This window comes from Microbacterium sp. ABR10, assembly GCF_057812175.1.
Genome location: NZ_CM173821.1, coordinates 2,389,046 through 2,413,681, shown reverse-complemented (window position 1 = coordinate 2,413,681; position 24,636 = coordinate 2,389,046). Strand labels below are relative to the sequence as shown.

The following is a 24,636-nucleotide window of genomic DNA, read 5'->3' as shown; positions in this document are numbered from 1 at the left end:
AGCCGGGCTCTCGCGAATGGCGACGCACCGTTGCCGCGCGCGCCGCGGTCTGACATGATTACTGAACGATCGGTCAACAAACCTCGCGGATGAGGGGGGTGACCCTGCCGCACCCGGCGGGGGAGAGGATGACGATGTCGCTCACGCATCCCCTCGGCGGTGCACGCTCCCCGGTTGCGGAGCGCGTCGATGCCTGAGGCGTCGCACGGCCGTCGGTCCGCTGACGAGCCCCGTCCTCCCACGGTCCGTGCGGCGGAGGCGCCGAACGACTCCGCCCTCGGCCTCGGTGCGACACGCCGCGCGGGCGACGCCCCCCGCGTCCGCATCGACGTCCGTGACGACCGCGTCGTCGCCACCCTCGACCGCCCCGACCGCCGCAACGCGATCGACCAGACCATGGTCGACGAGCTGCACGACCTCTGCGCAGAGCTCGAGCGGCATCCGCGCACGATGATCCTCACCGGCGCGGGGGGTGTCTTCGCGTCGGGCGCTGACATCGCCCAGCTGCGCGAACGCACGGGCGACGACGCGCGCCGCGGCATCAACGCCACCGTCTTCGATCGCATCCGCCACCTCCCGATGCCTGTGATCGCCGCGATCGACGGCTTCGCACTGGGCGGCGGCGCCGAGCTCGCGTACGCGGCCGACATTCGCATCGGCACTCCTCGCGCGCGCTTCGGCAACCCGGAGCCCGGCCTCGGCATCATCGCCGCGGCGGGAGCGTCGTGGCGCCTGCCGGAGATCGTCGGTCACGCGCGCGCGAGCGAACTGCTGCTCACCGGGCGCGTGATCGATGCCGACGAGGCCCTCGCCTGGGGGCTGGTGTCGAGCGTGCACGAGCCCGAGGACCTGCTCGCCGCCGCGCACGCGATGGCCGACCGGATAGCAGCGAACTCCGCCCGCGCCACGGTGCTCACGAAACGCGTTCTGCTGGCGCCGCGCGCCGCGCACCCCTCCATCGACGGCGAGATGCAGGCCGAACTCTTCGACAGCGTCGACAAGCACCGGCGCATGACCGCGTTCCTGGAGAGGAAGAAGTGATCGCCCTCCCCGCCGACCCGAGCGCCGGCACGTCGGCCCGTTCCGGACCCCCGGCATCCCTCCCCGCCACCGTCGGCGTGCTCGGCGGGGGCCGTATGGGAGCCGGCATCGCGCATGCTTTCCTGCTCGCCGGCTGCCGCGTGCACATCGTCGAGCGTGACGCTGCCGCCGCGGGTCACGCCCGGGCCCGGGTCGACGCCGACCTGGAGCGCTCCGCCGCGCGGGGGAGGACGGTCCCGGATGCCGACACCCTCGCCACCGGCATCGACCTCGCCGCCGTCGCCGGTGCGGGGCTCGTCGTCGAGGCCGTCCCGGAGGATCGGGCCCTCAAGCTCGACGCCCTCCGGCGGATCGAGGAGGTCGTCGACGACGCCGCGGTGGTGGCATCCAACACCTCCTCGATCTCGATCGACGCGCTTGCCGCATCGCTCGCGCGGCCCGAGCGCTTCCTCGGCCTGCACTTCTTCAACCCCGTGCCGGCATCGGCGCTGGTCGAGGTCGTGACCGGTGCCGCCACCGTTGCGGAGGTCGTGCAGGCAGCCCGGGATTGGGTGGACGCCATCGGCAAGACCGCCGTCGTCGTGCGCGATGCGCCGGGTTTCGCGTCGAGTCGGCTCGGGGTGGCGCTGGGGCTCGAGGCCATCCGCATGCTCGAGGAGGGGGTCGCCTCGGCGCACGACATCGACACGGCGATGGAGCGGGGGTATCGGCATCCGATAGGACCGCTTCGAACGACCGACCTCGTTGGACTCGACGTGCGCCTGGGCATCGCCGAAGAACTCGAGCGCGCGTTCGGCGCCCGCTTCACCCCGCCCGCGCTGCTGAGGAGACTCGTCGCCGAGGGGCATCTGGGCCGGAAGTCCGGCCGCGGTTTCTACGAATGGAGCGAATGATGACGTTTCTCCCCAGCTACGTGAACGGCGCGTGGTGGACGCCCGAGGGGGATCCGGATGCCGCGATCGTTCGCGACGCATCGACGGGCGACGAGATCGTGCGCGTCAGCACTCGCGGGTTGGACCTCGCCCGCGCGGTGGAGTACGCGCGCAAGGCCGGCCGGAAAAGCATCGGCTCACTCACCTTCCCCCAGCGCGCGATGGTGCTGAAGAACCTCGCGATCGCCCTGAACGACCGCCGCGAAGAGCTCTACGCGCTGTCGGAGCGCTCCGGCTCGACCCGCCGCGATTCGCTCAGCGACGTCGACGGCGGCATCGGCGTGCTCTTCACCTTCTCCTCGAAAGCGCGCCGCGAGCTGCCCGCCGGCAATGTCGTGCTCGACGGGCCGATCGAGCCGCTGTCGAAGGACGGCTCCTTCCTCGGCCGGCACGTCTACACGCGCCTCCCGGGCGTCGCGGTGCAGATCAACGCCTTCAACTTCCCCATGTGGGGCGCGCTCGAGAAGTTCGCCCCGGCCTTCCTCGCGGGCCTCCCCACCATCGTCAAGCCCGCGACCCCCACCTCGTACGTCGCCGAGGCGTGGGTGCGCATCGCCGTCGAGTCGGGGCTGCTGCCCGAGGGCTCGCTGCAGCTGGTGAGCGGCGGTGTCCCGGGCCTGTTCGACCTGCTCGACGTGGGCGACACCGTCGGCTTCACCGGCAGCGCCTCCACGGCCGAACGCCTGCGCGCACAGTCGAGATCGGGCGTCCGCTTCACCAGCGAGACCGATTCGATCAACGCCTCGATCCTCGGCCCCGACGCGGTGCGTGGCACCCCCGAGTTCGACGCGTACGTGAAGCAGCTGCTCGTCGAGCTCACCACAAAGGCGGGACAGAAGTGCACCGCGATCCGTCGGGCGATCGTTCCGGCGGGGATGACGGATGCCGTGGCCGAGGCGCTGCGGCAGAAGATCGCTGAGCGCGTCGTCGTCGGCGACCCGCGTGCCGAGGGTGTGACGATGGGCCCGGTCGTCTCCCTCGCGCAGCGCGAGGAGGTGCGGCGTCAGGTGGCGGCGCTCACCGACGCCGGTGGGCGCTTCGTCGTCGGATCGGCCGAGGCTCCCGATGCCCGGACGGTCGACGGTTCCCCGACCGACGGTGCCTTCCTCCAGCCGATGCTCCTGGCCTTCGCGGATGCCGCGACCCCCGCCGTCAACGACATCGAGGCTTTCGGCCCCGTCGCCAGCATCGTGGAGTACTCCGACGTCGCCGAGGCGGCCGAGATCGTGGGTCGGGGCGGCGGGTCGCTCGTCACGAGCGTCGCCACCCACGACCTCGACGTCGCGACCGAACTGCTCACGCGCATGGGCGCGATGAACGGCCGTGTGCTCTTCCTCGACCGCGACGACGCCCGCACCTCGACCGGCCACGGTGCCCCCGTGCCGCATCTCGTGCACGGTGGCCCCGGCCGTGCCGGCGGTGGCGAGGAGCTCGGCGGCATCCGCTCAGTGCTCCACTACATGCAGCGGACGGCCATCCAGGGATCTCCCCGCATGCTCACCGCGCTCACCGGGGTGTGGCATCCGGGTGCCGACACCGACACCGGCGGCATCCATCCCTTCCGCAAGGCCCTCTCCGAGCTGAGGATCGGGGATGCCGTTGACTCGGCCGAACGCGAGGTCACCCTCGACGACATCGAGGTGTTCGCGACCTTCACCGGCGACACGTTCTACGCCCACATGGACGAGGAGTCGGCCGCGGCGAACCCTTTCTTTCCGGGGCGCGTCGCGCACGGATACCTGCTCGTGTCGTGGGCGGCCGGGTTGTTCGTCGATCCCGCACCGGGTCCGGTGCTGGCGAACTCGGGCCTGGAGAACCTCCGCTTCGTCACCCCCGTCTCACCCGGCGACCGCATCCGCGTCGCCCTCACGGCCAAGCAGATCACCCCGCGCGAGACCGACGAGTACGGCGAGGTGCGGTGGGACGCCGTCATCCGGAACCAGGATGACGAGATCGTCGCCCAGTACGACGTGCTGACGCTGGTGGCGAAGACGTGGCAGCCGGCGCCGGTGCCGGCGTGAGCGTGCGGCCGTTGCGGTTCGACAACCCCGTGGATACAGTTTACTGAACGATCGGTCTGTAAAGGAGTCGATGATGACGATGACCGCACCCGAGTCCGCCCCCGTCGTCGACGACGGCGAGGTCGTGTTCGACGCCCTCATCGAGGCCGACGGCCGTATCGAACCGCGCGACTGGATGCCGGAGGGGTACCGCCGCACGCTCATCCGGCAGATCTCGCAGCACGCGCATTCCGAGATCATCGGTATGCAGCCCGAGGGGGCGTGGATCACCCGGGCGCCGAGCCTGAAGCGCAAGGCGATCCTGCTCGCCAAGGTGCAGGACGAAGCCGGTCACGGCCTGTACCTCTATTCCGCCGCGCAGACCCTGGGCATCACGCGCGATGAGATGACGCAGCAGCTCGTCGACGGGAAGGCGCGCTACTCGTCGATCTTCAACTACCCCGCCCCGACCTGGGCCGACATGGGCGCGATCGGGTGGCTCGTCGACGGCGCCGCGATCTGCAATCAGGTGCCGCTGTGCCGGGCATCGTACGGACCCTACGGCCGCGCGATGGTGCGCATCTGCAAAGAGGAGTCGTTCCACCAGCGGCAGGGTTTCGAGATCCTGCTCACCCTGATGCAGGGCACCGAGGCGCAGCGCGAGATGGCTCAGGATGCCGTCGACCGCTGGTACTGGCCGAGCCTCATGATGTTCGGGCCCCCCGACGACGACTCGCCCAACTCCGTCCAGTCGATGGCATGGAACATCAAGCGCTTCAGCAACGACGACCTGCGCCAACGGTTCGTGTCGATGCTGGTTCCGCAGGCAGCCGTGCTCGGCGTCACGCTTCCCGACCCCGAGCTCCGTTTCGATGACGAGACCGGGCGGTACGAGATGGGCGAGATCGACTGGACCGAGTTCCACGAGGTGCTCGCCGGGCGCGGACCGCTCAACACCACCCGCCGCCGGCACCGCCGCGACGCCCACGAAGAGGGCGCATGGGTGCGCGAAGCCGCCGCGGCGTACGCCGCGAAGAAGCAGCGCCGCATCGCGCAAGAGGCCGCCTGATGGCCACGCCCGGCGGCAGCCCCGCCGAGACCTGGCCCCTGTGGGAGGTGTTCGTACGCGCGAGCCGCGGCCTCAGCCACGTTCACGTCGGATCGCTCCACGCCCCCGATGCCGAATTCGCCGTGCGCAACGCCCGCGACCTTTACACCCGCCGTGGAGAGGGGGTGTCGGTGTGGGTCGTGCCCTCGGATGCCGTGACCACCAGCGACCCGGGAGCGAAAGGCGCATTCTTCGAGTCGCCGTCGGGGAAGAACTATCGCCACGCCGTGTACTACACCGCGTCCGAGGGGGTGCCGCACCTGTGAGCACCGTGACCGACCGCACCGACCCGCACGCCGCCGCGCCGCACGGGGACGACCCGCACGGCGACGTCTCGCTCGACGCGCGCCCGCTCTCCTCCGAGTTCGCCGGGGAAGAGGAACGCGCCGTCGATCCCGACGTCGCCGCCTACGCGATGCGCCTCGGCGACGACGCGCTCATCCTCGCGCAGAACCTCAGCGGGTGGATCGCGCGTGCGCCCGAGCTCGAAGAGGACGTGGCCCTCGGCAATATCGCCCTCGATCTGCTGGGCCACGCCCGTTCGCTCCTGCGCTACGCCGGTAGTCACGACGGCCGGCGTGAGGACGACCTCGCCTACTGGCGTGACGAGCGCGAGTTCCGCTGCGCGTGGCTCTTCGAGCTCCCGCGCGGCGACTTCGCGCACACGGTCGCGCGCCAACTCCTCGCCTCGGCATTCCTTCTCGAGCTGTACCGCGAGCTCACGGCATCCACCGATCCCGTCCTCGCCGCCGTCGCGGCCAAAGCGGAGAAAGAGGTGGACTACCACCGCGACCACGCCGTGCAGTGGACGCTGCGCCTGGCCGGGGGGACCGACGAGTCCCGCCGACGCTTCCTCGTCGCGCTCGACGACACCTGGCCGTTCCTCGACGAGCTCTTCCGCGACGAGCCCCTGCACGACCGTCTCGGAGACGTCGCGGTGCGTCCCTCGACGCTGCGCGGGCGCGTCGATGACGTGCTGGCGGCGGTGCTCGCGGAGGAGGACGTGCCGGTTCCCGCGATCCCCGGGTCCTCGGCCGGCGGACGCCGCGGCATCCATCACCCCGCTTTCGGGCCGCTCCTCGCCGAGATGCAGGTGCTGGCCCGCCGCCACCCGGGGGCGACCTGGTGATGGCGCTGCTCGAACGTGCACGCGAGGTCGTCGCGGAGGTCGTCGATCCCGAGGTCCCGGTGCTCACGATCGACGACCTCGGGGTGCTCCGCGATGTGCGCCTCGACGGCGACACCGTCACGGTCACGATCACGCCCACGTATTCGGGGTGCCCCGCCGTCGACGCGATCCGCGACGACATCCTGCTCGCGCTGACCTCGGCCGGCTTCGAGCGTGTCGTCGTGCGGACCACCCTCGCCCCCGCGTGGACGACCGACTGGATGAGCGAGGCCGGCAGGCGCAAACTCACCGCCTACGGCATCGCCCCGCCCACCGGACGCGCGCCCGCCGGACCCATCCGCCTGAGTCTCAGCGTCGCCTGCCCGCGCTGCGGCTCCCTCGACACGCGCGAGGTCTCCCGCTTCGGCTCCACCTCGTGCACGTCGCACTGGGAATGCCGCGCCTGCCTCGAGCCCTTCGACCACTTCAAGGCGCTCCGATGACGAGGAGGGATGCCGTGCCCCCGAGCCCCGCGCGAGTCCCCGCGTCGGTCACCGGCGTCGCGCGTGCCGACATCCCGCACGCCCGCGCGCGATTTCACACCCTGCGGGTCGCCGAGGTGCGCCCGCTCACGCCGACGGCGATCGAGGTGACCCTCACCGTCCCCGACGATCTCGCCGACGCCTTCGACTACGCGCCCGGTCAATACGTCGCGCTGCGTGCCCATGTCGACGGAGAGGAGCTGCGTCGCTCCTACTCGCTGTGCCGCCCGCCCGCGCGTGGCTCTCTCAGCGTCGGCATCAAACGCGACCCCGAGGGCCGGTTCTCGTCCTGGGCTCACGAGGGACTGCATCCCGGCGACCGGATCGACGTCATGAGTCCGCAGGGCACCTTCGTTTCGAGGGACTCGACGGCCACCGGCCACGTCGTCGCGATCGCCGCGGGATCGGGGATCACCCCGGTCATGGCGCTCGCCGAGGGCGTGCTCGAACGATCCTCCGAGACGCGCGTGACGATCGTGTACGCCAACCGCTCGTCGACCGATGTCATGTTCGTCGACGAGCTCGCCGACCTGAAGGACCGCTACCCGGCCCGACTGACCCTTCACCACGTGCTCTCACGCGAGCAGCGCACCGCACCGCTGTTCTCCGGTCGCCTCGACGAGGAGCGCCTACACGTGATCCTGTCGCGGCTCATCGATACGGCATCCGTCGACGAGTGGTTCCTGTGCGGGCCGTACGCGCTGGTCGAGCTGTGCCGCGGGGTGCTGGGCGAGGTGGGCGTGCCGCGCGACCGCGTGCGATTCGAGCTCTTCACCGCGGGCGACGGTGATGCGCCCGCGCAGGCCGGCGGAGTGCGCCCCGTGCGCGTCCGCGCCGACGAGGCGGTGCGCCGCATCGCGTTCACCCTCGATGGGCAGTCCGCCGCGGTCGAGAGCCCGGTCGCCGCGAACGAGACGATCCTCGCCGCCGCTCTCCGCGTGCGCCCCGACGTGCCCTTCGCCTGCGCCGGTGGTGTGTGCGGCACCTGCCGCGCCCGCGTGATCGAGGGGGCGGTGTCGATGACCGAGAACTATGCGCTCGAACCCGACGAGATCGAGCGCGGCTACGTCCTCACCTGCCAGTCGCACCCGCGCACCGACGTCGTGCGCGTCGACTACGACGGATGAGAGGGATGCCGTGATCGACTACGCCTTCGCCGAGGGTCTCGCCGAGATCACCCTGAACGCGCCGTCGCGCCGGAACGCCCTCCGTGTCGACGATCTGCGCGCGCTCGCCGAGGCCTACGACCGCGCCGAGGCCGATGGGGCGCGCGCCGTGCTGCTGTGCGGCGAGGGACCCTCGTTCTGCGCCGGACGCGACATCTCGGGCGTCGACCCGGCCACCGACGACGTCGCGGGGTACCTCGAGGGCACACTCGCGCCCCTGCTCCGTCGCATGTCGGCGTTCCCCGCGCCGACTTTCGCCGCCGCCCATGGGGCGTGCCTCGGCGTGGGTCTCGGTCTGCTCATCGCCACCGACGTGGTCTACGTCGCGGACGACGCCAAGATCGGCTCCCCGTTCGCCGCCCTCGGCGCGACCCTCGACTCCGGCGGCCACGTGCTCTTCGTCGAACGCCTCGGCACGCACGCCACCCTCGATCTCATCTACACCGGCCGCATGCTGACCGGTGAGGAGGCGGTACGCGCCGGGCTCTTCTCACGGGTGGTCCCGGCATCCGAGATCCAGGATGCCACCGGGCTCGCCGCCCGTCGCGCGGCGGCCGGGCCCACCGAGGCGTTCCGCGCCAGCAAGCGCATCGTGACGGCCGTCCGTGACGAGCGGCTGGGCCTCTGGGAGGCGATGGCGCTCGAGAACCGCGCGCAGACGGCCCTCGCCCGCACCGACGACTACCGCGAGGGCTTCGCGGCGTTCCAGGCGAAGCGCGCGCCGGAGTTCACGGGGCGGTGAGGTCGACGGCGCGGGACATGTCCCCCTGCGTGCGCATTCCGGGGGTCGAGACGGCCCGGAGTGGGACATGTCGTCGCACCGACCCCACAGTCCATGTCCCGAGTCGTGCGACAGAGCGGTATCGGGGCTGCACGGAGTGGGGCATGAGCCGGCCGGCCCGCCGATCTGGGCGAGGCCCGGTTCGCCGCGCGACCCCCGGCCGCCGTTGATGGTGAGATCGCCTCATGTCGATCGATGAACAAGACGAACTCGCCCGGTTGCGTCGCCGGGCCTACTCTCCGACGGCTGACATCGCCTCCGACCCGCTCGCCCTGCAACGACTGATCGAGCTCGAGGCGCGGCCGGTCGCGGCGGAAACGGAACCCGCTCCGGTCGAGGGGGAACCCCTCATCCCCGCTCGTGAGCCGGCACCGGATGTCGCTCCCGCCCCGCCGCGCTTCTCCCTGCCGCGCCCGCGTCGATCGACGGTCGTGCTCCTGGGAGCGGCGGCCCTCGTCGTCGCAACCCTGGTCACGGCCCTGACCCTCGTCCAGCGCGTGCAGACCGACCCTCTGCAGACCGGTGCGACGCAGATCGCACGGCTGCCGGCCGATCCGACTTTCGACGTCCCCTCCACGCTGGCACGGGGCGTCACCGGCGAGGTCACCGCCTACGAGGAGTTCGAGGGTTTCCGGGCGGTGACCCTGCCCTCGTATCAGGATCCGGGGGGAACGGCGCGCTGCATGACGCTCTGGCAGCCCGCGTTGCTCGACACGAGCGGCGGGTCCGGCTTCTCCTACAACGGGGATTACTTCGTGATGAGCGTCTGTGGCGCCGGTGTCTTTCCGCCGGCCTCGACGATGCTGCTTCGGGACGAGACACCCGAGCGCGAGCAGACGAATTTCCCCGCGGGCACCGCCCTGCAGTTCGTGTACGACGAGGAGAACGACGAGGTCGTCGTCTTCCGAGGCTGACCCCACCGCTCGCCCGCCCCGCGGCCGTTTGCTCGTCCCGCCGGTGCTCGCCCGCCGCTTGCCCGCCCCGCATCCGCCTGCTCGGTGCCCTCGCGGCGGCGTCCTGCTGATACCCGGATCGCCGCGCGCAGCCGATTCGTCCGCGAGATGCCTTCTCGCTGTGCAGAGACCCCGGAGACACGACGATGCCCCGGCACCGGGCCGGGGCATCGTTCGCGCAGCGAGGGGGTCAGGCGGTGTTCGTCACCGCGAACTGCACCGAACCCTGGGGGTCGATCTGCGCGTCGAGCACGCGGTCGTCGAGGACGGCCGCGGCGTCGGTGTCGAGGAAGACCCGCGCGCCGGCGTTCTCCACGACGGTGTCGGCCGGTTCGGGGGAGTCGACGACCGAGAGCGCGAACTGCGACTCGGGCGATCCGGCTCCGGCGATGCGTACGCCGCCCTGGGCGGCATCCGGGAACTGGGCGGTGATGGTCTTGACGGCGGTCGTGGCCTCTTCGGTGAGCGTCAGCATGGGTGACTCTCCTTTTCTGATCGACGACAGGAGCCAGCCACGATGCCGAGAATGGCAGCGGCTCTCAACTCCTCGCGGCCATTGCCAGGGGTTTCCCACCGTCCGCTCAGGCGTCAGGGAAGCAGCCCCGCCCGCCGCGCGCGGGTCACGGCGGCGTGCCGGGTGGAGGCGTCGAGTTTCGCCATCGCCGAGGCCAGGTACGACTTCACCGTGGTCTCGCGAAGACCGAGGGATGCCGCGATCTCGCCGTTCGTCGACCCCACGGCCGCGCACGCCAACACATCGGTCTCGCGCCGTGAGAGGTGCAGGTCCGAATCGACGGCGGCGGCCGGTGCGTCGCCGGTGAGCGCGGCGAGGCGCGCCTCGATGTCTTCGAGGCGGCGGCGCACGTCCGCGTCGCCGACGGTCGCGGCGATGCTGCGCAGCTGCGCGTAGCTCTCCCGGATCTCTTCGCGCGCTCCGGCGCCGAGGCCGCCCTCGACGGTCGGAGCCGCCGAGAGTCGTCGCTCCACCTCCGCGCGCACGCGCAGCTCGGCGCCGAGCTCGCCGGCGACGTCGAACGCCGGTCGCGCCTGCGCGTCGCTGATCGGCGTCTGCGTCCACGAGCCGCAGTACAGCACGCCGCGGGCCGCGCCTGCGACGAGCACGGGTACGGCGAACAGCGTCGCGATGCCCTCACCGAGGATGGCGCGGTCGTAGTCGTGGGTGATCGTGCGGGAGGTGCGGTAGTCCAGCGTCATCCGCGGACGACGCTCGATGAGCGCGCGTCCGCCGAGGCCGCGGGACTCGTGCACCACGAGGCCCTCGATGCTCCGCGTACGCGCGCCCACGACGGTCGTGACGTGAACGGCCCCGTCGTGCTCGAGGCCACCGAAGGCGACGGGGAAATGCGTACGCCGGGCGAGCTCGGCCACGGCGTGCGAGATCAGGCTCGTGTCGTCTCGAAGAGTGGATGGTGCTCCCACGCACTACCTACTTCCGGGGGTGACGGCCTCATCGCCGCGTTTCGTAGCGTCGACCCTACCACCGGGAGCGTTTTCACAGCCCGGTCATACCCCCCTTTCGGCGCAGTGCAGCGCCGGACTCATGAGGCAAGGAGGCCACATGACGGATCGTCGCATCGACGGTGCCCCCACGGGCGGCGTCGACTACATCGCGGTCGAGGAGTCCGCACCGTTCCAGGAATTGAAGCGGCGCCAGCGCAGCTTCGTCTTCCCGTTGGCGGTGGCGTTCCTCGTCTGGTACTTCGTCTACGTTCTGCTGTCGTCGTTCGCGCCGGACTTCATGGCCCAGCCGGTATCGGGCGCGATCACCGTAGGGCTGCTGTTCGGGCTCGGTCAGTTCGTCACCACGTTCGCCATCACCATGGGCTACGTCGCGTACGCCAACCGTCGACTCGACCCCGGAGCGCAGCAGTTGCGCGAGGAGCTCGAGCGGACTGAGGGGGGTCGGTCGTGAACGACGTGCTCACCCAGCTCGACGCGGCCGCACAGACGGTCGAGAACAACCCCGTGCTGAACATCTCGATCTTCGGCGCGTTCGTCGCCGTGACGTTGTTCATCGTCATCCGGGCCAGCCGCAACAGCAAGACCGCCGCCGACTACTACGCCGCCGGTCGGTCTTTCACCGGTCCGCAGAACGGCTTCGCGATCGCCGGCGACTACCTCTCGGCGGCGTCGTTCCTCGGCATCGTCGGAGCGATCGCGATCAACGGCTACGACGGCTTCCTCTACTCCATCGGGTTCCTCGTGGCGTGGCTGGTCGCGCTGCTGCTGGTGGCGGAGCTCATGCGCAACACCGGCAAGTTCACGATGGCCGACGTGCTGTCGTTCCGCCTCAAGGAGCGGCCGGTGCGGATGGCCGCCGCCATCACGACGCTCGCGGTGTGCTTCTTCTACCTCCTCGCGCAGATGGCCGGTGCCGGTGGCCTGGTGTCGCTGCTCCTCGGGATCACCGAACGCGTGGGCCAGTCGATCGTCGTCGGGGTGGTCGGCATCCTGATGATCGTGTACGTGCTCATCGGCGGCATGAAGGGAACGACCTGGGTGCAGATCGTCAAGGCGTTCCTGCTCATCGGCGGGGCGCTGGTCATGACGGTGTGGGTGCTGGCGATCAACGGCTTCAACCTCAACACACTCCTCGAGAGCGCTGTCGCGGCGTCGCCGAAGGGGGAGGCGATTCTGGCGCCGGGCCTGCAGTACGGCAAGAATCCGTGGGACTTCATCTCGCTCGCTCTCGCGCTCGTGCTCGGCACCGCGGGTCTTCCGCACGTGCTGATGCGCTTCTACACCGTGCCGACCGCCAAGGAGGCGCGGCGCTCGGTCGTGTGGGCGATCTGGCTCATCGGGCTCTTCTACATCCTCACCCTTGTGCTGGGCTACGGCGCCGGTGCTCTCGTGGGGTCGGAGGCGATCCTCGCCGCTCCCGGCGGCGTCAACGCGGCGGCACCCCTGCTCGCCCTCGCCCTCGGCGGTCCGCTGCTGCTCGGTTTCATCTCGGCGGTGGCGTTCGCGACCATCCTCGCGGTGGTGGCGGGTCTGACGATCACCGCCGCAGCCTCGTTCGCGCACGACATCTACGCCAACGTGATGAAGAAGGGCGACGTCCCTCCCGACGGCGAGGTCAAGGTCGCCCGCCGCACCGTGATCGTCATCGGCGTGCTGGCGATCCTCGGCGGCATCGGCGTGCAGGGGCAGAACGTGGCGTTCCTCGTGGCCCTCGCCTTCGCCGTGGCGGCTTCGGCCAACCTGCCGACCATCTTGTTCTCGCTGTTCTGGCGCAGGTTCACCACGCGCGGCGCGGTCTGGAGCATGTACGGCGGTCTCGGGTCGGCCCTCGTGCTGATCTTCCTCTCGCCCGTGTTCTGGGGCACGCCCACCAGCGTGTTCGCCGATACCGGGGTGGCGATCTGGCCGCTGAACAACCCCGGCATCGTGTCGATCCCGCTCGGGTTCTTCCTCGGCTGGCTCGGCTCGGTCACCTCTCGCACCGCAGAGGACCCGCGCAAGGCCGCCGAGATGGACGTCCGCTCGCTCACCGGCTTCGGCGCAGAGAAGGCGTCGAACCACTGACGACACCCGGTGCCCGGCTCCGCATTCGCGGGGCCGGGCACCATCGCGCGTGGGGGCCGGCGCGCGAGCGTCGCGCGACTCATCGCTGACGTCGGCGTACGTGGAATCCGAGTGGGTCGGCCGTCACCCTCCGGTGCGTAGCCCGTCCCCGAGCACCGTCTCGTCCTCGAGCGAGAGCAGGAACTCCTTCACCTCGGGGTGGCCCCCGTACTCGCCGATCGACCCGTCGGCGCGCACGACCCGGTGCACCGGCACGACGATCGAGAACGGACTCGACGCGCACGCGGTGCCCACGGCTCGCGCCGCGCGAGGCGCCCCGGCCATCGCGGCGACCTCGCCGTACGAGGCGACCTCCCCGTACGGGATCTGTTGCGACGCCTCGAGCGCGTCGCGCGTGAACCCGCGCACCAGACGCCAATCGAGCGGCACCTCGAATGACCGGCGCGCGCCGTCGAAGTACTCGTCGAGTTGACGGGCGAGGTCGTCGCCGGGGGAGGGGTCGGGGTCGGGCAGCACCCCCAGTCGCTGGGCGATCTGTGCACGGGCGATGTCGATGCCGTCGTGGGCGACCTGCAGGCACACGAGGGCGTCGTCGACGAAGGTGAGGAGGACCGGCCCGACGGGGCTGTCGTACTCGGTGCTGGTGACTCTGTTCATGGGCCCATCTTCACGAGGCGCGAACTCCGACGCCCGGGGCGTTCGGGCGATCGGTGGAGGATGCCGGTGACCTGCCCGCTGGGGAGGAACCGCCCGATGGGGCGGCGTGTCGCCGATTACCGCGAAACTCGCGCCCACTGCAAGGGATCCACAGGTGCCCGGCTTAGTCTGGCAGGTGTGTGGCGAGCTGAGGACGGTGCCGTGAGCGGTATCGACGGAGACGAGACGGGTTCGTCCGTCGATCCGGGCGAGCTGCGATTGTCGGAGCCCGGCATCGTGGTCCGCCACGTCGCCGACCCCGAGCGCGACCGCATTCGCGCGGAGGCGGCCGCCCTGGGCGGACGATCGACCCTGCTGCGTTTCGACGACGCGCGCGACGCCGGGATCGACATCACCAAGGCGCACCCGGGCTCGCTCCCGCAGTTCATCACGGGTCGCGCGACCATGCTGTCCAACCTCTTCCGCGACGAGGTGGCGCTGCGCACGGCACGCCTGGCCGCCGAGCGCATCACCGCGAAGAACGTGGAGCTGCGCACCGCGCGCGGTCTCGAGCCGGTGCACCTCGCCGTGGGCCTCTCGGCGTGGAAGATCGGGGGAGTGGAGTGGTCGGCCCCCGTGCTGCTGCGCCCGCTGGCCATCCGCCGTCATCACGGCGACTTCGAGCTGAAGCTGCACGGCGCGTTCGTGATGAACCCCGAACTCGCCCGCGCATTCCGTACGCACCTCGGCATCCAGATCGACAGTGCGGCCCTGGCCGGCCTCGCCTACGACCAAGGTGTGTTCAAGCCGCAGCCGGTCATCGACCACATCCGCCGTCTGACCACGCACGTGCCGACCTTCGTCGTGCACCCGCGTCTGGTGATCTCGTCGTTCGCCGATGTCGCCTCGGGCATGGCCCGTGACACCCACCATCTCGACGACCCGCTGCTGAACGCCCTCGCCGGGCACCACGACGACCGCGCACGGGTCACGGTGCGCCGCGACGACCCCGTGATCGTGAGCCCCGACGAGCGGACCCCCGCGGCCGACACGCTGCTGCTCGACGCCGACGCCGAGCAGGAGCGCGTGCTCGCCCGCATCGGCGCCGGCCACTCGCTCGCCGTGCACACCCTGCCCGGCACGGGCGGCACCCAGACCGTGATCAATGCGGTCGGTCAGCTCGTCCGCGACAACAAGCGCGTGCTGGTCGTGAGCGCGCGCCGGTCGACGCTCGATGGCATCCGCCACCGTCTCGCCGGCGTCGGCCTCACCGGTCTCGCCGTCTCGCCGGGCCACGTGCGCCGCGACCTCATCCGCGCGATCAGCCGCAACGAGAAGGCCGAGCAGCCGAAGGTCGCCGAGATCGACGACGCGCTGGTGCGGTTGCGCACGGTCCTTCGCGACTACCGCTCAGCGGTGACCGAGCCGCACCTGGCACTGGGTGTCTCGGCCCTCGACGTACTGCGCGCGCTCACCTCGCTGGCATCCGTTTCCCCTGCCCCCTCGACCGAGGCGCGGTTCGACCTCGCCACGCTCGAGAAGCTCGCCGGGCGACGGGATGCCGCCGCCCGGGCCCTCGCGATGGCCGCTCGCCTGGGGGAGTTCCGGTTCGGACCCGACGATTCGCCCTGGTACGGCGTCAGCTTCACACGCACCGAAGACGCTCGTGCCGCGCACGACCTCGCAGGAAAGCTCCACGCCCACGAGGTGCCGCGTCTGCTCGAGCGCGGATACGAGCTGATCGCCAAGACGCGGATGCGTCCTTTCCAGACCGTGTCGGAGCTGGGCGCTTACCTCAAACTGCTGCAGGGCATCCGCGAGTCGCTCGATCGCTTCAGTCCCACGGTCTTCGAGCGCCCGCTCGGCGAGTTGATCGACGCGCACTCGCCGCGCCGTGACGCGTCGCCGATGAGCGGGCCCAACCGCCGTCGCCTCAAGCGCCTGTCGAAGGAGTACGTGCGTCCGGGCGTCCACGTGCCCGACATGTACGAGGCGCTGGTGCGCATCCAGCAGCAGCGCACCGAGTGGCAGCGCGTGGTCGAAGCCGGCGTTGCGCCCGAGGTGCCCCTGGGACTGGCCGACGTCCACGTCGCCTGGCAGCGCACCGACGCCCTGCTCGGAGAACTCGATCAGATCCTCGGCCGTCAGGGCTCCGAGCGCCTGACGACGCTGCCGGTTCAACGCCTCGTGCGGACGCTGGCAGGGCTCGCCGCCGAGTCGACGTTCTTCGACAACCTCGTCGAGCGCGCGCAGTTGCGCTCGGAACTCGCCCGCCTCGGGCTCGAACAGCTGCTCGTCGAACTCTCGGTGCGCCATGTGCCCGAGGAACGGGTCGGCGCCGAGCTGGAGTTCGCGTGGTGGCAGTCGGCACTCGAGCACGTGCTCCGCACCGACCGGGCGCTGCTGGGCGCGAACACGAGCGTCGTCGACAGGCTCGAGCGCGACTTCCGTCTCGTCGACGAGGCGCATGCCGCGGCGGCGGGTCCGTTGCTGGCGGCGCACCTGGCGACGCAGTGGCGCATCGGCATCGTCGATCACGCCGATGAGGCGGCCGCCCTCAAGCGCGCCCTCAAAGACGGCCTGCACACCGCGCAGGAGATCTCGGATGCCGCGCCCATCCTGCTGCGCACACTCGCGCCCGTGTGGCTCGCCTCGCCCTATGAAGTCCCCGACGTGCCGCAGGATCTGGCCTTCGACGTCGTGATCATCGCGGATGCCGCGGCCCTCTGCCTCGCCGAGGCCGCGCCGGCGCTTCGCCGGGCCCGCCAGGTCGTGCTGTTCGGCGACCCGGTCGTGCAGAAGCCCACGCCCTTCCATGTGAGCGCGTCGATCATCCCCGCACCCGACGACACCGACGAGGTGCCGTTCGACGAGACCTCCGTCTTTGAGCGCATCGCCGAGCTGCTGCCGGTCGAGACGCTCACCCGCAGCTACCGCGCCGGTGGCGAAGACCTCTCTCAGTTGGTGAACGACGCGTTCTACGGCGGCGAGATCGTGTCGTTGCCGTGGGCGGGGTCCTACCTCGGACGCGGCAGCCTGAGCGTCGACTACGTCGAGGGCGGCGTCGGTGCCCCTGACCCCGTGAGCGGTGCGGTTGAGAGTCCCGATGCCGAAGTCGCCCGCGTCGTGACGCTCGTCGTGGAGCACGCGGTCAACCGCGCGTCCGAGTCGCTCATGGTCGTCACCGCCAGCCGTCGGCACGCCGAGCGTGTGCGGGCCTCGGTCGTGGCCGCTCTGGCGGGCCGGTCCGATGTGGCGGAGTTCGTCTCGCGGGATGCCGCGGAGCCCTTCGCCGTGCTGACCCTCGAGGAGTCGGTGGCCGAGAGCCGCGACCGCGTGGTGTTCTCGCTCGGCTTCGGCCTCACCCGCCATGGACGCGTGCTCAGCGACTTCGGCGACCTGTCGACCCCTGACGGGGAGCGCCTGCTGACGGTCGGCATGACCCGCGCGCGCCGCTCGATGGTGATCGTGTCGTCGATCCGTCCGTCGGCGTTCGACGACGGCCGCCTCGAGCATGGTGCGGCGACTCTCATGGGCATCCTCGGCAACCTCGCCTCGCGCGGCCGCGAGAGCCGTCTCGAAGACCTCGCCGACCCGCTCACCCGCGCCTTGGCGCGCGAGCTCCGCCGCCTCGGCGTCGAGGTCGACGTCGACTATCGAGGCCTGCTACCGCTCGTCGCGCGTTACAAGGGCAAGGCCGTCGTCGCCGAGAGCGATCCCGAGACGATCGGGGAGTCGCTGCGCGAGACGCTCCGGTTGCGCCCGCAGATCCTCCGACGCTTGGGCTGGCACTACGTCCGCGTGCACGCGTTCGACCTCTACAGCGACCCCGCGGGGGTTGCGTCGCGGATCGCCGAACTGCTGGGAGCGGCGCCCGACGCAGGCGCGCCCGAGTCGACGACCGAGCCCCTCGACCTGCCCGGTTGATCGTCCGATGACCGATTCTCCGGATGCCGCCGGGGGCGACGTCGAGCCTGTCGTCCCACTCCGTTCGACAGGGTCAGGGGGATCCGCCGTCCCCGCCTCGGCGGAGGGTGAGCGTGTCGACGCTCGCGGTGTCCCCGGTACGCCCGAGGTGACTGCGCCCGTCGAAGCCTTCGGTACCCGCACGGCGCCGCCCGCGCGTCAGCCCGTCGTCCGCGTGCGCGGCTCGCGGCGCGCCCGGCTGCTTCCCGCACCGGGCACGACGGCCGAGCCGGCTCCCGCCGACGACCGCGAACGGGGTCGGGGGTCCAAGCCGGTGGCATCCGGTCCGAACGACGACCGCATGCTCGGCGACGTCCCGCCCCATTACTGAGGTCTCATGACCGACGGCGCCCGCGCCGGAGACGACTCCGGTCGCGGACGCCGTCGAACATCACAGCTTGTTCTGGCGCTCCAGCAGGTCGCGGATCTGCACCAGCAGTTCCTGCTCGGTCGGCAGCTTGGGCTCATCGGATGCCGCGGCGGCCACGCCGGCGCGTGCGGCGGCGCGGGCCTTCCAGTGGTTCATCGGGTAGACGAAGACGAAGTAGACCACCACGGCAACGGCGAGGAAGCTTATGACGGCGGTGAGCAGACCGCCGAGTGGGAAAACCACCTCCTGGCCGTAGATGCCGGTGAAGCTCGGTCCGAACTCGCCGTTCTCGTTCGGCACGTAGAAGATCTCGATCAACGGGTTGATGAGCGCCGTGACGATCGCGTTGACCACCGCGGTGAACGCCGCTCCGATGACGACCGCGACCGCGAGGTCGATGACGTTTCCGCGGAGAATGAACTCCTTGAATCCTTTGATCATGCGCTGGCTCCCCTTCTGCCGCGCCGACCGGGGCTCAGGAGGCCGAGGACGGGGCGGACGCCTTCGTTTCCGACTTCGATGATGTCGTGGATGACGACGAGTCGCCACTGCTTGCGCCCGAAGAGCTCGACGACGACGATGCGCGCGAGTCGGTGCGGTAGAAGCCCGAGCCGTTGAACGTCACGCCGATCGACCCGTACTGCTTGCGCACCTCGCCGCCGCACTCGGGGCACTCGGTGAGGGCGGCGTCCGTGAAGGACTGCACGGTGTCGAAGCGGTGGCCGCACTGCTTGCAGGCGTAGGAATAGGTGGGCATGGTGTTCCTTCGGGTGTTCAGGCGGCGGGGTCCACGATCGACACCGTGCGCGTGGGGGTGACCACGCCGGTGACCGGCTGGTCGTGCACGTCGCGCGGCACGTCGTCGACGAACTCGGAGTCGAAGATGACCGCGTACACCGGCGGGCACTTCTCCATCGAGCCGAGGGTCTTGTCGAAGTAGCCACGGCCCCAGCCCAGGCGCATCCCGCGCTGGTCGACGGCGGCGGCGGGGATGACGAGCAGATCGACGTCGTTGACCGCGATCGGTCCGAGCACGTCGCCGACGGGCTCGGGCAACCCGAACAGGCCCTCGGCGATCTCGGCGTCGGGCGTGGCGACGCTCCAGTCGAGCAGGCCGTCCTCCCGCGTGATGGGAAGCAGCACCCGGATGCCGCGGGCGACCGCGTCGGCGACGAAGGCGTGCGTGCCCGGCTCGGTCGGTGTCGACAGGAAGCACGAGATGCTCCGGGCGCCGAGGCGTTCGACGAGGGCGTCGAGCTGGGCTTTCACCCCTGCCTCAGCCACCTCACGGGCGTGTGCGGACACCGTCTGCCGACGTTCGCGCAGGTCGGCGCGAAGCGCGCGTTTGGCCTGCTCGATGCGGTCCGCCATGCCGCTCAGTCTACGTGCGCACGTGTTACAGCAGCGTCATCGGTCACCGCTAAGGTATGCCCATGCCTCATAAGCCCTTCAAGGCCGTCATCCCGGCCGCCGGTCTCGGTACTCGCTTCCTCCCCGCCACGAAGGCGATGCCCAAAGAGATGCTCCCCGTCGTCGACAAGCCGGCGATCCAGTACGTCGTCGAAGAGGCCACCCACGCGGGCATCGATGACGTCCTGATCATCATCGGCCGCAACAAGAACAACATCGCCAACCACTTCGACTCCATGCCCGAGCTCGAGGCGAAGCTGCGCGAGAAGGGCGACGACGACAAGCTCGCCAAGGTCGAGCACTCGTCCGACCTGGCCGACATCCACCTGGTCCGTCAGGGGGAGCCGCGCGGCCTCGGACACGCCGTGCTGCGTGCGCGCGCGCACGTGGGCGACCACCCGTTCGCCGTGCTTCTCGGCGACGACCTCATCGACGAGCGTGACCCCCTCCTCACCAAGATGATGGAGGAGTACGACAAGCGCGGCGCCACCGTGATCGCGCTCATGGAGGTCGACCCCGAGCACATCCACCTCTACGGTGTCGCTGCCGTCGAGCCCACCGATGAAGACGGTGTCGTCAAGGTCACCAAGCTCGTCGAGAAGCCCAAGGCCGAAGACGCCCCCTCCAACCTCGCGATCATCGGCCGCTACGTGCTCGGCCCCGACGTGTTCGGCGTCCTGGAGCACACGGAGCCCGGCAAGGGCGGCGAGATCCAGCTGACCGACGCGCTCGAAGAACTCGCGACCGGCGGCGGAGACGGCGGCGGCGTGTACGGCGTGGTGTTCCGCGGCCGTCGTTACGACACGGGTGACCGGGTCGACTACATCAAGGCCATCGTGCAGCTCGCGGCCGACCGTGACGACCTGGGTCCGGCCCTGCGTCCGTGGTTCAAGGAGTTCGCGCAGGGTCTGTGACCCCGCCCGCTTCCATGGATCTCTCCGTCCCACGGCGGCACGGCGAGGTGTCGATACGCCTCATCCGCAATCGTGACGCGCGCGTCCTTCAGCAGCAGCTGACCGACAACCGCTCGTGGTTGCGCCGCTGGGAGGCGACGAGCCCCGACGGCCCGGTGTCGTTCGACATGCGCCTCGGGATACGGCGGCTTCTACAGCAGTACCGAGACGGCCTCGGCGTCCCCTTCGTCATGGAGTGGAACGACGAGGTCGCCGGTCAGCTGAACGTCTGGGGTGTCTCGCGAGGGTCCCTCGCCTCGGCCACGATCGGGTACTGGGTGGCCGAGGCGTACGCCGGTCGCAGCATCACGACCGTCTCCGTCGCGATGGCGACCGACGTCTGCTTCACCGCCCTGAATCTGCACCGGGTCGAAATCTGCATCCGCCCTGAGAACCACGCGAGTCTGCGCGTGGTCGAGAAGCTCGGCTTCCGGTACGAGGGACTGCGTCGGCGGTACATCCACATCGACGGGGACTGGCGCGACCACTACTCCTTCGCGCTCGTGCGCGAAGAAGTGCCCTACGGCGTGCTCGATCGCTGGAACCGCGGCCAGGTGCCCCCCGACGCGGCGCGCGTGCCTCCGTCCGACCGCATCTGAGCGTTCTTGCGCGCGGATGGCCGGATGGTCCCGACGACACGCGGAGGGATGCCGCTCTGTGATCGCTCGGTGACCTAGCTTTGTCCCATGGGTGGGCAGGTTCTGAGCGGTGGCGTGATCGTCTTCGTCGCGGTCGCGTTGTGGTTGGTCTACCTGTTGCCGTCGTGGCAGAGCCGGCACCGTTTCACGTCCGCCGAGCGCAACGCCGTCCGCCTCAACCAGGCCCTCCGGGTGCTCGCCGAGACCGCCGAGGCCCCGCGTGAGGTGCAGCTCGAGCTGACCGCCCGCACGGCCCATCAGCAGCAGAAGCTCGCGCGACAGGTGCAAGCCGACAAGGCGCGCACCGAACTCGCGGCGGCGAAAGCGCGTCTCGAGGTCGCCCGGCTCGAGGGCGCTCGCGAGCGTGACCTCGTCAGAGAGCAGCGTGCGGCAGCGGTCGAGGTGGCTCGTGCCGAGCGTGCTGCCGCGCTCGAGGTCGCTCGCGCCGAGCGTGCCGCGGCCCTCGAAGTCGCCCGCGCCGAGCAGGCCGCGGCCCTCGAGAAGACGCGGGCGCAGAAGGCCGCCGCGCTCGAACGCGCTCACGCCGAACGTCAGGCGGTCGAGGTCCGGCCGGAGGCCCGCCGCGCGCAGGCTCGCCGCCGCTTCCGCCGCGCCGTCGCTCTTGTCGCTCTCGCCGGAGTCGTCGCGGCCGTGATCGGCATCGTGCAGGTCGTCGGGGGAGCGGCTCCGCTGCTCCTGGTGACGGGCGCCGCCGTCATCGTGGCATCCCTCGTCGTCCTCCGGCGGGTCACGGTCATCGCCGCGCGCCGCGCGGTGCGCCCTGCCGAAGTGTCCGTCACCCGTTCCGTCGTCCCTGAGCTGCAGGACGTGCCGCTCGTGCCGACGCCGCGCCCCACGTGGACGCCCCGGGAACTTCCCCGGCCCCTCGTCGCGTCGGCCGGCTCGCGTGCGGCCGCCGTCGTCGACGAGCAGATGGCCCGCGAGGCGCTGCGTGCAGCCGCCCGTGAGGAAGCCGCTCGGGAGATCGCCGCCGAGCAGGCGCCGACCCCGATCGAGACGGTGCGTCCGGCCGCCGCCGCTCCCTCGCCGTACGCGGCCATGGGCTACGTCGACGACAGCGAGATCGAGGACCACGTGCGCCACCTCCTCGAGCGTCGCGCGTCGGGCCAGTAACACACCCCTTGGGGCTGGCCTTGGTGGCAGCGTCGCGGCTTCAGGCCTCCGACCACTGGCCCCAGGCGACTGCCGGTCACCCGGCTCACCGTGGCGTCTCGGCGCGGGGGAAGGGGCTCGCCGGAACGCTCCCTCGGGAACGCGGTGCGACGCGCCCGACGTGCAGGCGCGTCGGGTGGCGCGCGGGCGCCGTGATAGTGTTTACGAGGTTTCCGGGCCTGTGGCGCAGTTGGTAGCGCGCCTCGTTCGCATCGAGGAGGTCAGGGGTTCGAATCCCCTCAGGTCCACCAATTCGTCTCTGAGACGAGCGGCTGCTCCGCATCTGTCGAACACGGCGCCCCGCCTCATGGCGGGGCGCCGTCGTTCATTCACGCTTCTCCCACGCCGGCCACCACATCGCTGCGACCCGCCTGTGGCTTCGGCGTCCAGTCCTCCGGTTTGCTGCTCACGGGGCCTTCGTCGTCTCGGTGCGCTTCCGGACGAGCTGAGACGCACGACGCATTCTTCTCGGTGCTCGCGATCGTCGGAATCGCTGCCGGCGTTCTTTTCATCGTGTTCTCGCCACTCATCCGGCGCTCGCTCGCGGCCACCGGCTTCGGAGAGATCATCTAATGACCGTCTGATCGCGCGCGCAGTGTGCGCCGCACGTGCGCGGCCTGAACGATCAGGCACCGTTGTCACCCTCGGGGGAGGGGGCGTCGGGGGAAAGGGCGGGATGACGTGTGGGGTGAAGCCGAGCCGCAACTTTCCCTTTTGCAACGGAGGAGTCGGGAGGTCTCAGTCTTCGACGAGGTGGGGCCAGGTGGTCGCGAAGTAGGTCACGAACGGCTCCGCGAGTTTTTCCGCGCGGAGGTGCTCTCGTGTCACAGGGAACGACGGTGCGCGATAGCCGGCGTCGGCAATTGCCCGATGAGCGAAGGACTGGTCGGCGATGGCGCCTTTGCCGATGTAGGCCAGGTCGACCCCCTGGTCGAGTGCCCGCTGCACTGCTGCGGCGCTCGCCAGTTGTCCGGCTACACCGACGGCTGTTCCGTGGCGTGGCAGGTCGAGGAAGTGCTCGAGGAGTGTGCGGCTCCCCTCGGGAGCGTTCGCGGGGAGCTTGGCGACATCCCACAACGACAGGTCGAGGATGTCGATGTCTCCGCCGGCCAGGAGCTCGCGGACGAGCTCGACCATGTCCGCCAAGACCACTCCGTGACGTTCGACGGACAGCCTGAGTCCTACGTGAAAGTCCGGGCCGGTGATTTCCCGGATCGCGCGGACGACCTCCTTCGCGAAGCGGGCACGACCCGCAGAGTCGCTCCCGTACCCGTCCGTGCGGAGGTTGCTCGAGGCATCGAGGAACTGGCCGACCAGGTAGCCGTGGCCTCCGTGAACTTCGATACCGTCCATTCCGGCTTTCTCAGCCCGGGCGGCGGCCGTGGCGAAGTCTTCAACCGCTCGGTGCACCTCACCGGTCGTCATGCTTCTCGCCCCGGTCTGCGCATCGTCCCAGGGACCCACGACTTCCTGTCCGGAGAGTGTTCTCTCCGCTCGGACGCCTCCGTGATGGAGCTGCAGCGAGGAACGAGCACCCGCGGCGGACAGAGCGGCGGCAAGGCGCTCCAACCCGGGCAGGTGCTTGTCAGAGGAGACACCGAGCTGGCCTGGCCAGACCTGTCCGGCCGGGTGCACGTACGCGGCCGCCGTCTGCAGGAGGCCGAATCCTCCTTCAGCGCGGGCGCCCAGCCAGGCGAGCTCGTCTTCTGACAGCGTCCCGTCTGGGTTGCTCTGTTGGTTTGTCATGGGCGCGAGGACCAAACGATTGGGCAGAGTACGCCCGTTGCGCAGTCCCAGCGGGTCGGACAGATTAGTCATGCGGCTCCTGTCGGGTAGGAATTTGCCTTGCCGGGCAAACAGAACTGGTTTCCTGGTCGTGCGGGCGTATTCAGAGTGCCGAGCCCAGCGTGGCTTTCAGACGCTCGATTGCGTCCTCGTTGCGGGCGAAGTATGTCCACTGCCCGACGCGAGTGGTCTGTACGAGTCCGGCATCGGCGAGGGTAGCCATGAACTGGGAGGCTGTTGACTGAGATATCTCGCAGCGCTTCCTGATACTCGACACGCACACACCGAAGTGGGTTGCATCGACCTTTTGCTCCTCGAAGTTCGAGACGGGGTCGCGCAGCCACTGCAAGATCGCAAGCCGGTGGGGGTTTGACAGCGCACGCAACGCGACGAGCATGTCATCTTGCGGCAGCTCGGCCTTGGTGTCCTCATGGATGCTCACTCTCGAAATACTACTCCCGTATCGGCAAATCGCAATTTACCGATTTGATGCTACGGTTGGGGTCGTCCCCGAGGAAAGGAACGATC

26 protein-coding genes and 1 tRNA gene are annotated in these 24,636 nt (G+C 70.2%); 18 read left to right on the top strand and 9 right to left on the bottom strand.

Annotated features, from left to right (window positions below; all coding sequences use genetic code 11):
- The first annotated feature begins 189 nt into the window (after positions 1 to 189).
- From ACXKZF_RS11180 to ACXKZF_RS11135, 10 genes are all read left to right on the top strand, one after another.
- Positions 190 to 1,041 (top strand): enoyl-CoA hydratase/isomerase family protein, encoded by an 852-nt coding sequence (locus ACXKZF_RS11180; RefSeq protein ID WP_488984239.1) that lies wholly within the window; start codon positions 190 to 192, stop codon positions 1,039 to 1,041.
- On the top strand, positions 1,041 to 1,934 hold the full coding sequence (locus ACXKZF_RS11175) for a 3-hydroxyacyl-CoA dehydrogenase family protein (RefSeq protein ID WP_488985999.1): 894 nt from the start codon (positions 1,041 to 1,043) through the stop codon (positions 1,932 to 1,934). The genes ACXKZF_RS11180 and ACXKZF_RS11175 overlap by 1 nt, the downstream gene beginning before the upstream one ends.
- Complete coding sequence (gene paaZ / locus ACXKZF_RS11170) at positions 1,931 to 3,994, top strand: phenylacetic acid degradation bifunctional protein PaaZ (protein WP_488984238.1); 2,064 nt, start codon at positions 1,931 to 1,933, stop codon at positions 3,992 to 3,994. Before ACXKZF_RS11175 ends, paaZ begins: the two co-directional genes overlap by 4 nt.
- A 79-nt stretch (positions 3,995 to 4,073) precedes the next feature.
- Positions 4,074 to 5,042, top strand: a complete 969-nt coding sequence (paaA, locus tag ACXKZF_RS11165) for a 1,2-phenylacetyl-CoA epoxidase subunit PaaA (RefSeq protein WP_488984237.1) — start codon at positions 4,074 to 4,076, stop codon at positions 5,040 to 5,042.
- The gene (paaB, locus tag ACXKZF_RS11160; protein WP_488984236.1) at positions 5,042 to 5,347 is read left to right on the top strand and encodes a 1,2-phenylacetyl-CoA epoxidase subunit PaaB; all 306 of its coding nucleotides are present in this window, start codon (positions 5,042 to 5,044) and stop codon (positions 5,345 to 5,347) included. Before paaA ends, paaB begins: the two co-directional genes overlap by 1 nt.
- Positions 5,344 to 6,210 carry a 1,2-phenylacetyl-CoA epoxidase subunit PaaC gene (gene paaC / locus ACXKZF_RS11155; RefSeq protein WP_488984235.1) on the top strand — a complete coding sequence of 289 codons (867 nt, stop codon included), beginning with the start codon at positions 5,344 to 5,346 and terminating at the stop codon, positions 6,208 to 6,210. The genes paaB and paaC overlap by 4 nt, the downstream gene beginning before the upstream one ends.
- Complete coding sequence (gene paaD / locus ACXKZF_RS11150; protein ID WP_488984234.1) at positions 6,210 to 6,692, top strand: 1,2-phenylacetyl-CoA epoxidase subunit PaaD; 483 nt, start codon at positions 6,210 to 6,212, stop codon at positions 6,690 to 6,692. The genes paaC and paaD overlap by 1 nt, the downstream gene beginning before the upstream one ends.
- Complete coding sequence (paaE, locus tag ACXKZF_RS11145; protein WP_488984233.1) at positions 6,689 to 7,858, top strand: 1,2-phenylacetyl-CoA epoxidase subunit PaaE; 1,170 nt, start codon at positions 6,689 to 6,691, stop codon at positions 7,856 to 7,858. The genes paaD and paaE overlap by 4 nt, the downstream gene beginning before the upstream one ends.
- 10 nt (positions 7,859 to 7,868) lie before the next feature.
- Positions 7,869 to 8,639, top strand: coding sequence for an enoyl-CoA hydratase/isomerase family protein (locus ACXKZF_RS11140; RefSeq protein WP_488984232.1), 771 nt, complete (start codon positions 7,869 to 7,871; stop codon positions 8,637 to 8,639).
- Positions 8,640 to 8,863: 224 nt separating this feature from the next.
- Entirely contained in the window at positions 8,864 to 9,592 is a 729-nt protein-coding gene (locus tag ACXKZF_RS11135; RefSeq protein ID WP_488984231.1) for a hypothetical protein, read from the top strand.
- Between the two features lie 229 nt (positions 9,593 to 9,821).
- Here ACXKZF_RS11135 and ACXKZF_RS11130 read toward each other — a convergent pair whose 3' ends face one another.
- Together ACXKZF_RS11130 and ACXKZF_RS11125 are read right to left on the bottom strand one after the other, a co-directional pair.
- Entirely contained in the window at positions 9,822 to 10,106 is a 285-nt protein-coding gene (locus ACXKZF_RS11130) for a Fe-S cluster assembly protein HesB (RefSeq protein WP_055956720.1), read from the bottom strand.
- 113 nt (positions 10,107 to 10,219) lie between these two features.
- Complete coding sequence (locus ACXKZF_RS11125) at positions 10,220 to 11,071, bottom strand: helix-turn-helix transcriptional regulator (protein WP_488984230.1); 852 nt, start codon at positions 11,069 to 11,071, stop codon at positions 10,220 to 10,222.
- 139 nt (positions 11,072 to 11,210) lie between these two features.
- Between ACXKZF_RS11125 and ACXKZF_RS11120 the strand changes: the two genes are divergently transcribed.
- Together ACXKZF_RS11120 and ACXKZF_RS11115 are read left to right on the top strand one after the other, a co-directional pair.
- Complete coding sequence (locus ACXKZF_RS11120; RefSeq protein WP_200936109.1) at positions 11,211 to 11,564, top strand: DUF485 domain-containing protein; 354 nt, start codon at positions 11,211 to 11,213, stop codon at positions 11,562 to 11,564.
- A complete protein-coding gene (locus ACXKZF_RS11115; RefSeq protein WP_488984229.1) occupies positions 11,561 to 13,177 on the top strand; it encodes a solute symporter family protein in 1,617 nt (538 codons plus the stop codon). Before ACXKZF_RS11120 ends, ACXKZF_RS11115 begins: the two co-directional genes overlap by 4 nt.
- Before the next feature lie 123 nt (positions 13,178 to 13,300).
- On the opposite strand, the gene ACXKZF_RS11110 is transcribed toward ACXKZF_RS11115, so the two are convergent.
- Positions 13,301 to 13,834: a methylated-DNA--[protein]-cysteine S-methyltransferase gene (locus tag ACXKZF_RS11110; protein WP_055956725.1), complete on the bottom strand. Its 534-nt coding sequence runs from the start codon at positions 13,832 to 13,834 to the stop codon at positions 13,301 to 13,303.
- Between the two features lie 201 nt (positions 13,835 to 14,035).
- Here ACXKZF_RS11110 and ACXKZF_RS11105 point away from each other — a divergent pair, with 201 nt between their 5' ends.
- Complete coding sequence (locus ACXKZF_RS11105; protein ID WP_488984228.1) at positions 14,036 to 17,740, top strand: AAA family ATPase; 3,705 nt, start codon at positions 14,036 to 14,038, stop codon at positions 17,738 to 17,740.
- A 7-nt stretch (positions 17,741 to 17,747) separates the two neighbouring features.
- Positions 17,748 to 18,110, top strand: a complete 363-nt coding sequence (locus tag ACXKZF_RS11100; RefSeq protein WP_488984227.1) for a hypothetical protein — start codon at positions 17,748 to 17,750, stop codon at positions 18,108 to 18,110.
- A gap of 60 nt (positions 18,111 to 18,170) precedes the next feature.
- Here the strand turns inward: ACXKZF_RS11100 and mscL are convergent, their stop codons facing one another.
- The 3 genes from mscL to ACXKZF_RS11085 are packed head-to-tail and all read right to left on the bottom strand — an operon-like array spanning position 18,171 to position 19,520.
- Entirely contained in the window at positions 18,171 to 18,590 is a 420-nt protein-coding gene (gene mscL, locus ACXKZF_RS11095; RefSeq protein WP_243498925.1) for a large conductance mechanosensitive channel protein MscL, read from the bottom strand.
- Positions 18,591 to 18,624: 34 nt separating this feature from the next.
- On the bottom strand, positions 18,625 to 18,906 hold the full coding sequence (locus tag ACXKZF_RS11090; RefSeq protein ID WP_055956730.1) for an FmdB family zinc ribbon protein: 282 nt from the start codon (positions 18,904 to 18,906) through the stop codon (positions 18,625 to 18,627).
- Between the two features lie 17 nt (positions 18,907 to 18,923).
- On the bottom strand, positions 18,924 to 19,520 hold the full coding sequence (locus ACXKZF_RS11085) for a 5-formyltetrahydrofolate cyclo-ligase (RefSeq protein ID WP_055956733.1): 597 nt from the start codon (positions 19,518 to 19,520) through the stop codon (positions 18,924 to 18,926).
- A 62-nt stretch (positions 19,521 to 19,582) separates the two neighbouring features.
- Between ACXKZF_RS11085 and galU the strand changes: the two genes are divergently transcribed.
- The 4 genes from galU to ACXKZF_RS11065 all read left to right on the top strand — a co-directional run bounded on the left by galU (position 19,583) and on the right by ACXKZF_RS11065 (position 22,574).
- Positions 19,583 to 20,473, top strand: coding sequence for a UTP--glucose-1-phosphate uridylyltransferase GalU (gene galU, locus ACXKZF_RS11080; protein WP_055956736.1), 891 nt, complete (start codon positions 19,583 to 19,585; stop codon positions 20,471 to 20,473).
- A 14-nt stretch (positions 20,474 to 20,487) separates the two neighbouring features.
- Complete coding sequence (locus tag ACXKZF_RS11075; protein WP_488984226.1) at positions 20,488 to 21,111, top strand: GNAT family N-acetyltransferase; 624 nt, start codon at positions 20,488 to 20,490, stop codon at positions 21,109 to 21,111.
- An 87-nt stretch (positions 21,112 to 21,198) separates the two neighbouring features.
- Complete coding sequence (locus ACXKZF_RS11070; RefSeq protein ID WP_488984225.1) at positions 21,199 to 22,284, top strand: large exoprotein; 1,086 nt, start codon at positions 21,199 to 21,201, stop codon at positions 22,282 to 22,284.
- A gap of 214 nt (positions 22,285 to 22,498) precedes the next feature.
- A tRNA-Ala gene (locus ACXKZF_RS11065) sits at positions 22,499 to 22,574 on the top strand.
- Between the two features lie 78 nt (positions 22,575 to 22,652).
- On the opposite strand, the gene ACXKZF_RS11060 is transcribed toward ACXKZF_RS11065, so the two are convergent.
- The 3 genes from ACXKZF_RS11060 to ACXKZF_RS11050 form a co-directional block, all read right to left on the bottom strand.
- The gene (locus ACXKZF_RS11060) at positions 22,653 to 22,892 is read right to left on the bottom strand and encodes a hypothetical protein (RefSeq protein WP_156459212.1); all 240 of its coding nucleotides are present in this window, start codon (positions 22,890 to 22,892) and stop codon (positions 22,653 to 22,655) included.
- 169 nt (positions 22,893 to 23,061) lie between these two features.
- Positions 23,062 to 24,069, bottom strand: coding sequence for an oxidoreductase (locus tag ACXKZF_RS11055; RefSeq protein WP_488985998.1), 1,008 nt, complete (start codon positions 24,067 to 24,069; stop codon positions 23,062 to 23,064).
- A gap of 142 nt (positions 24,070 to 24,211) precedes the next feature.
- Positions 24,212 to 24,550 (bottom strand): ArsR/SmtB family transcription factor, encoded by a 339-nt coding sequence (locus ACXKZF_RS11050; RefSeq protein ID WP_488984224.1) that lies wholly within the window; start codon positions 24,548 to 24,550, stop codon positions 24,212 to 24,214.
- Positions 24,551 to 24,636: the final 86 nt, after the last annotated feature.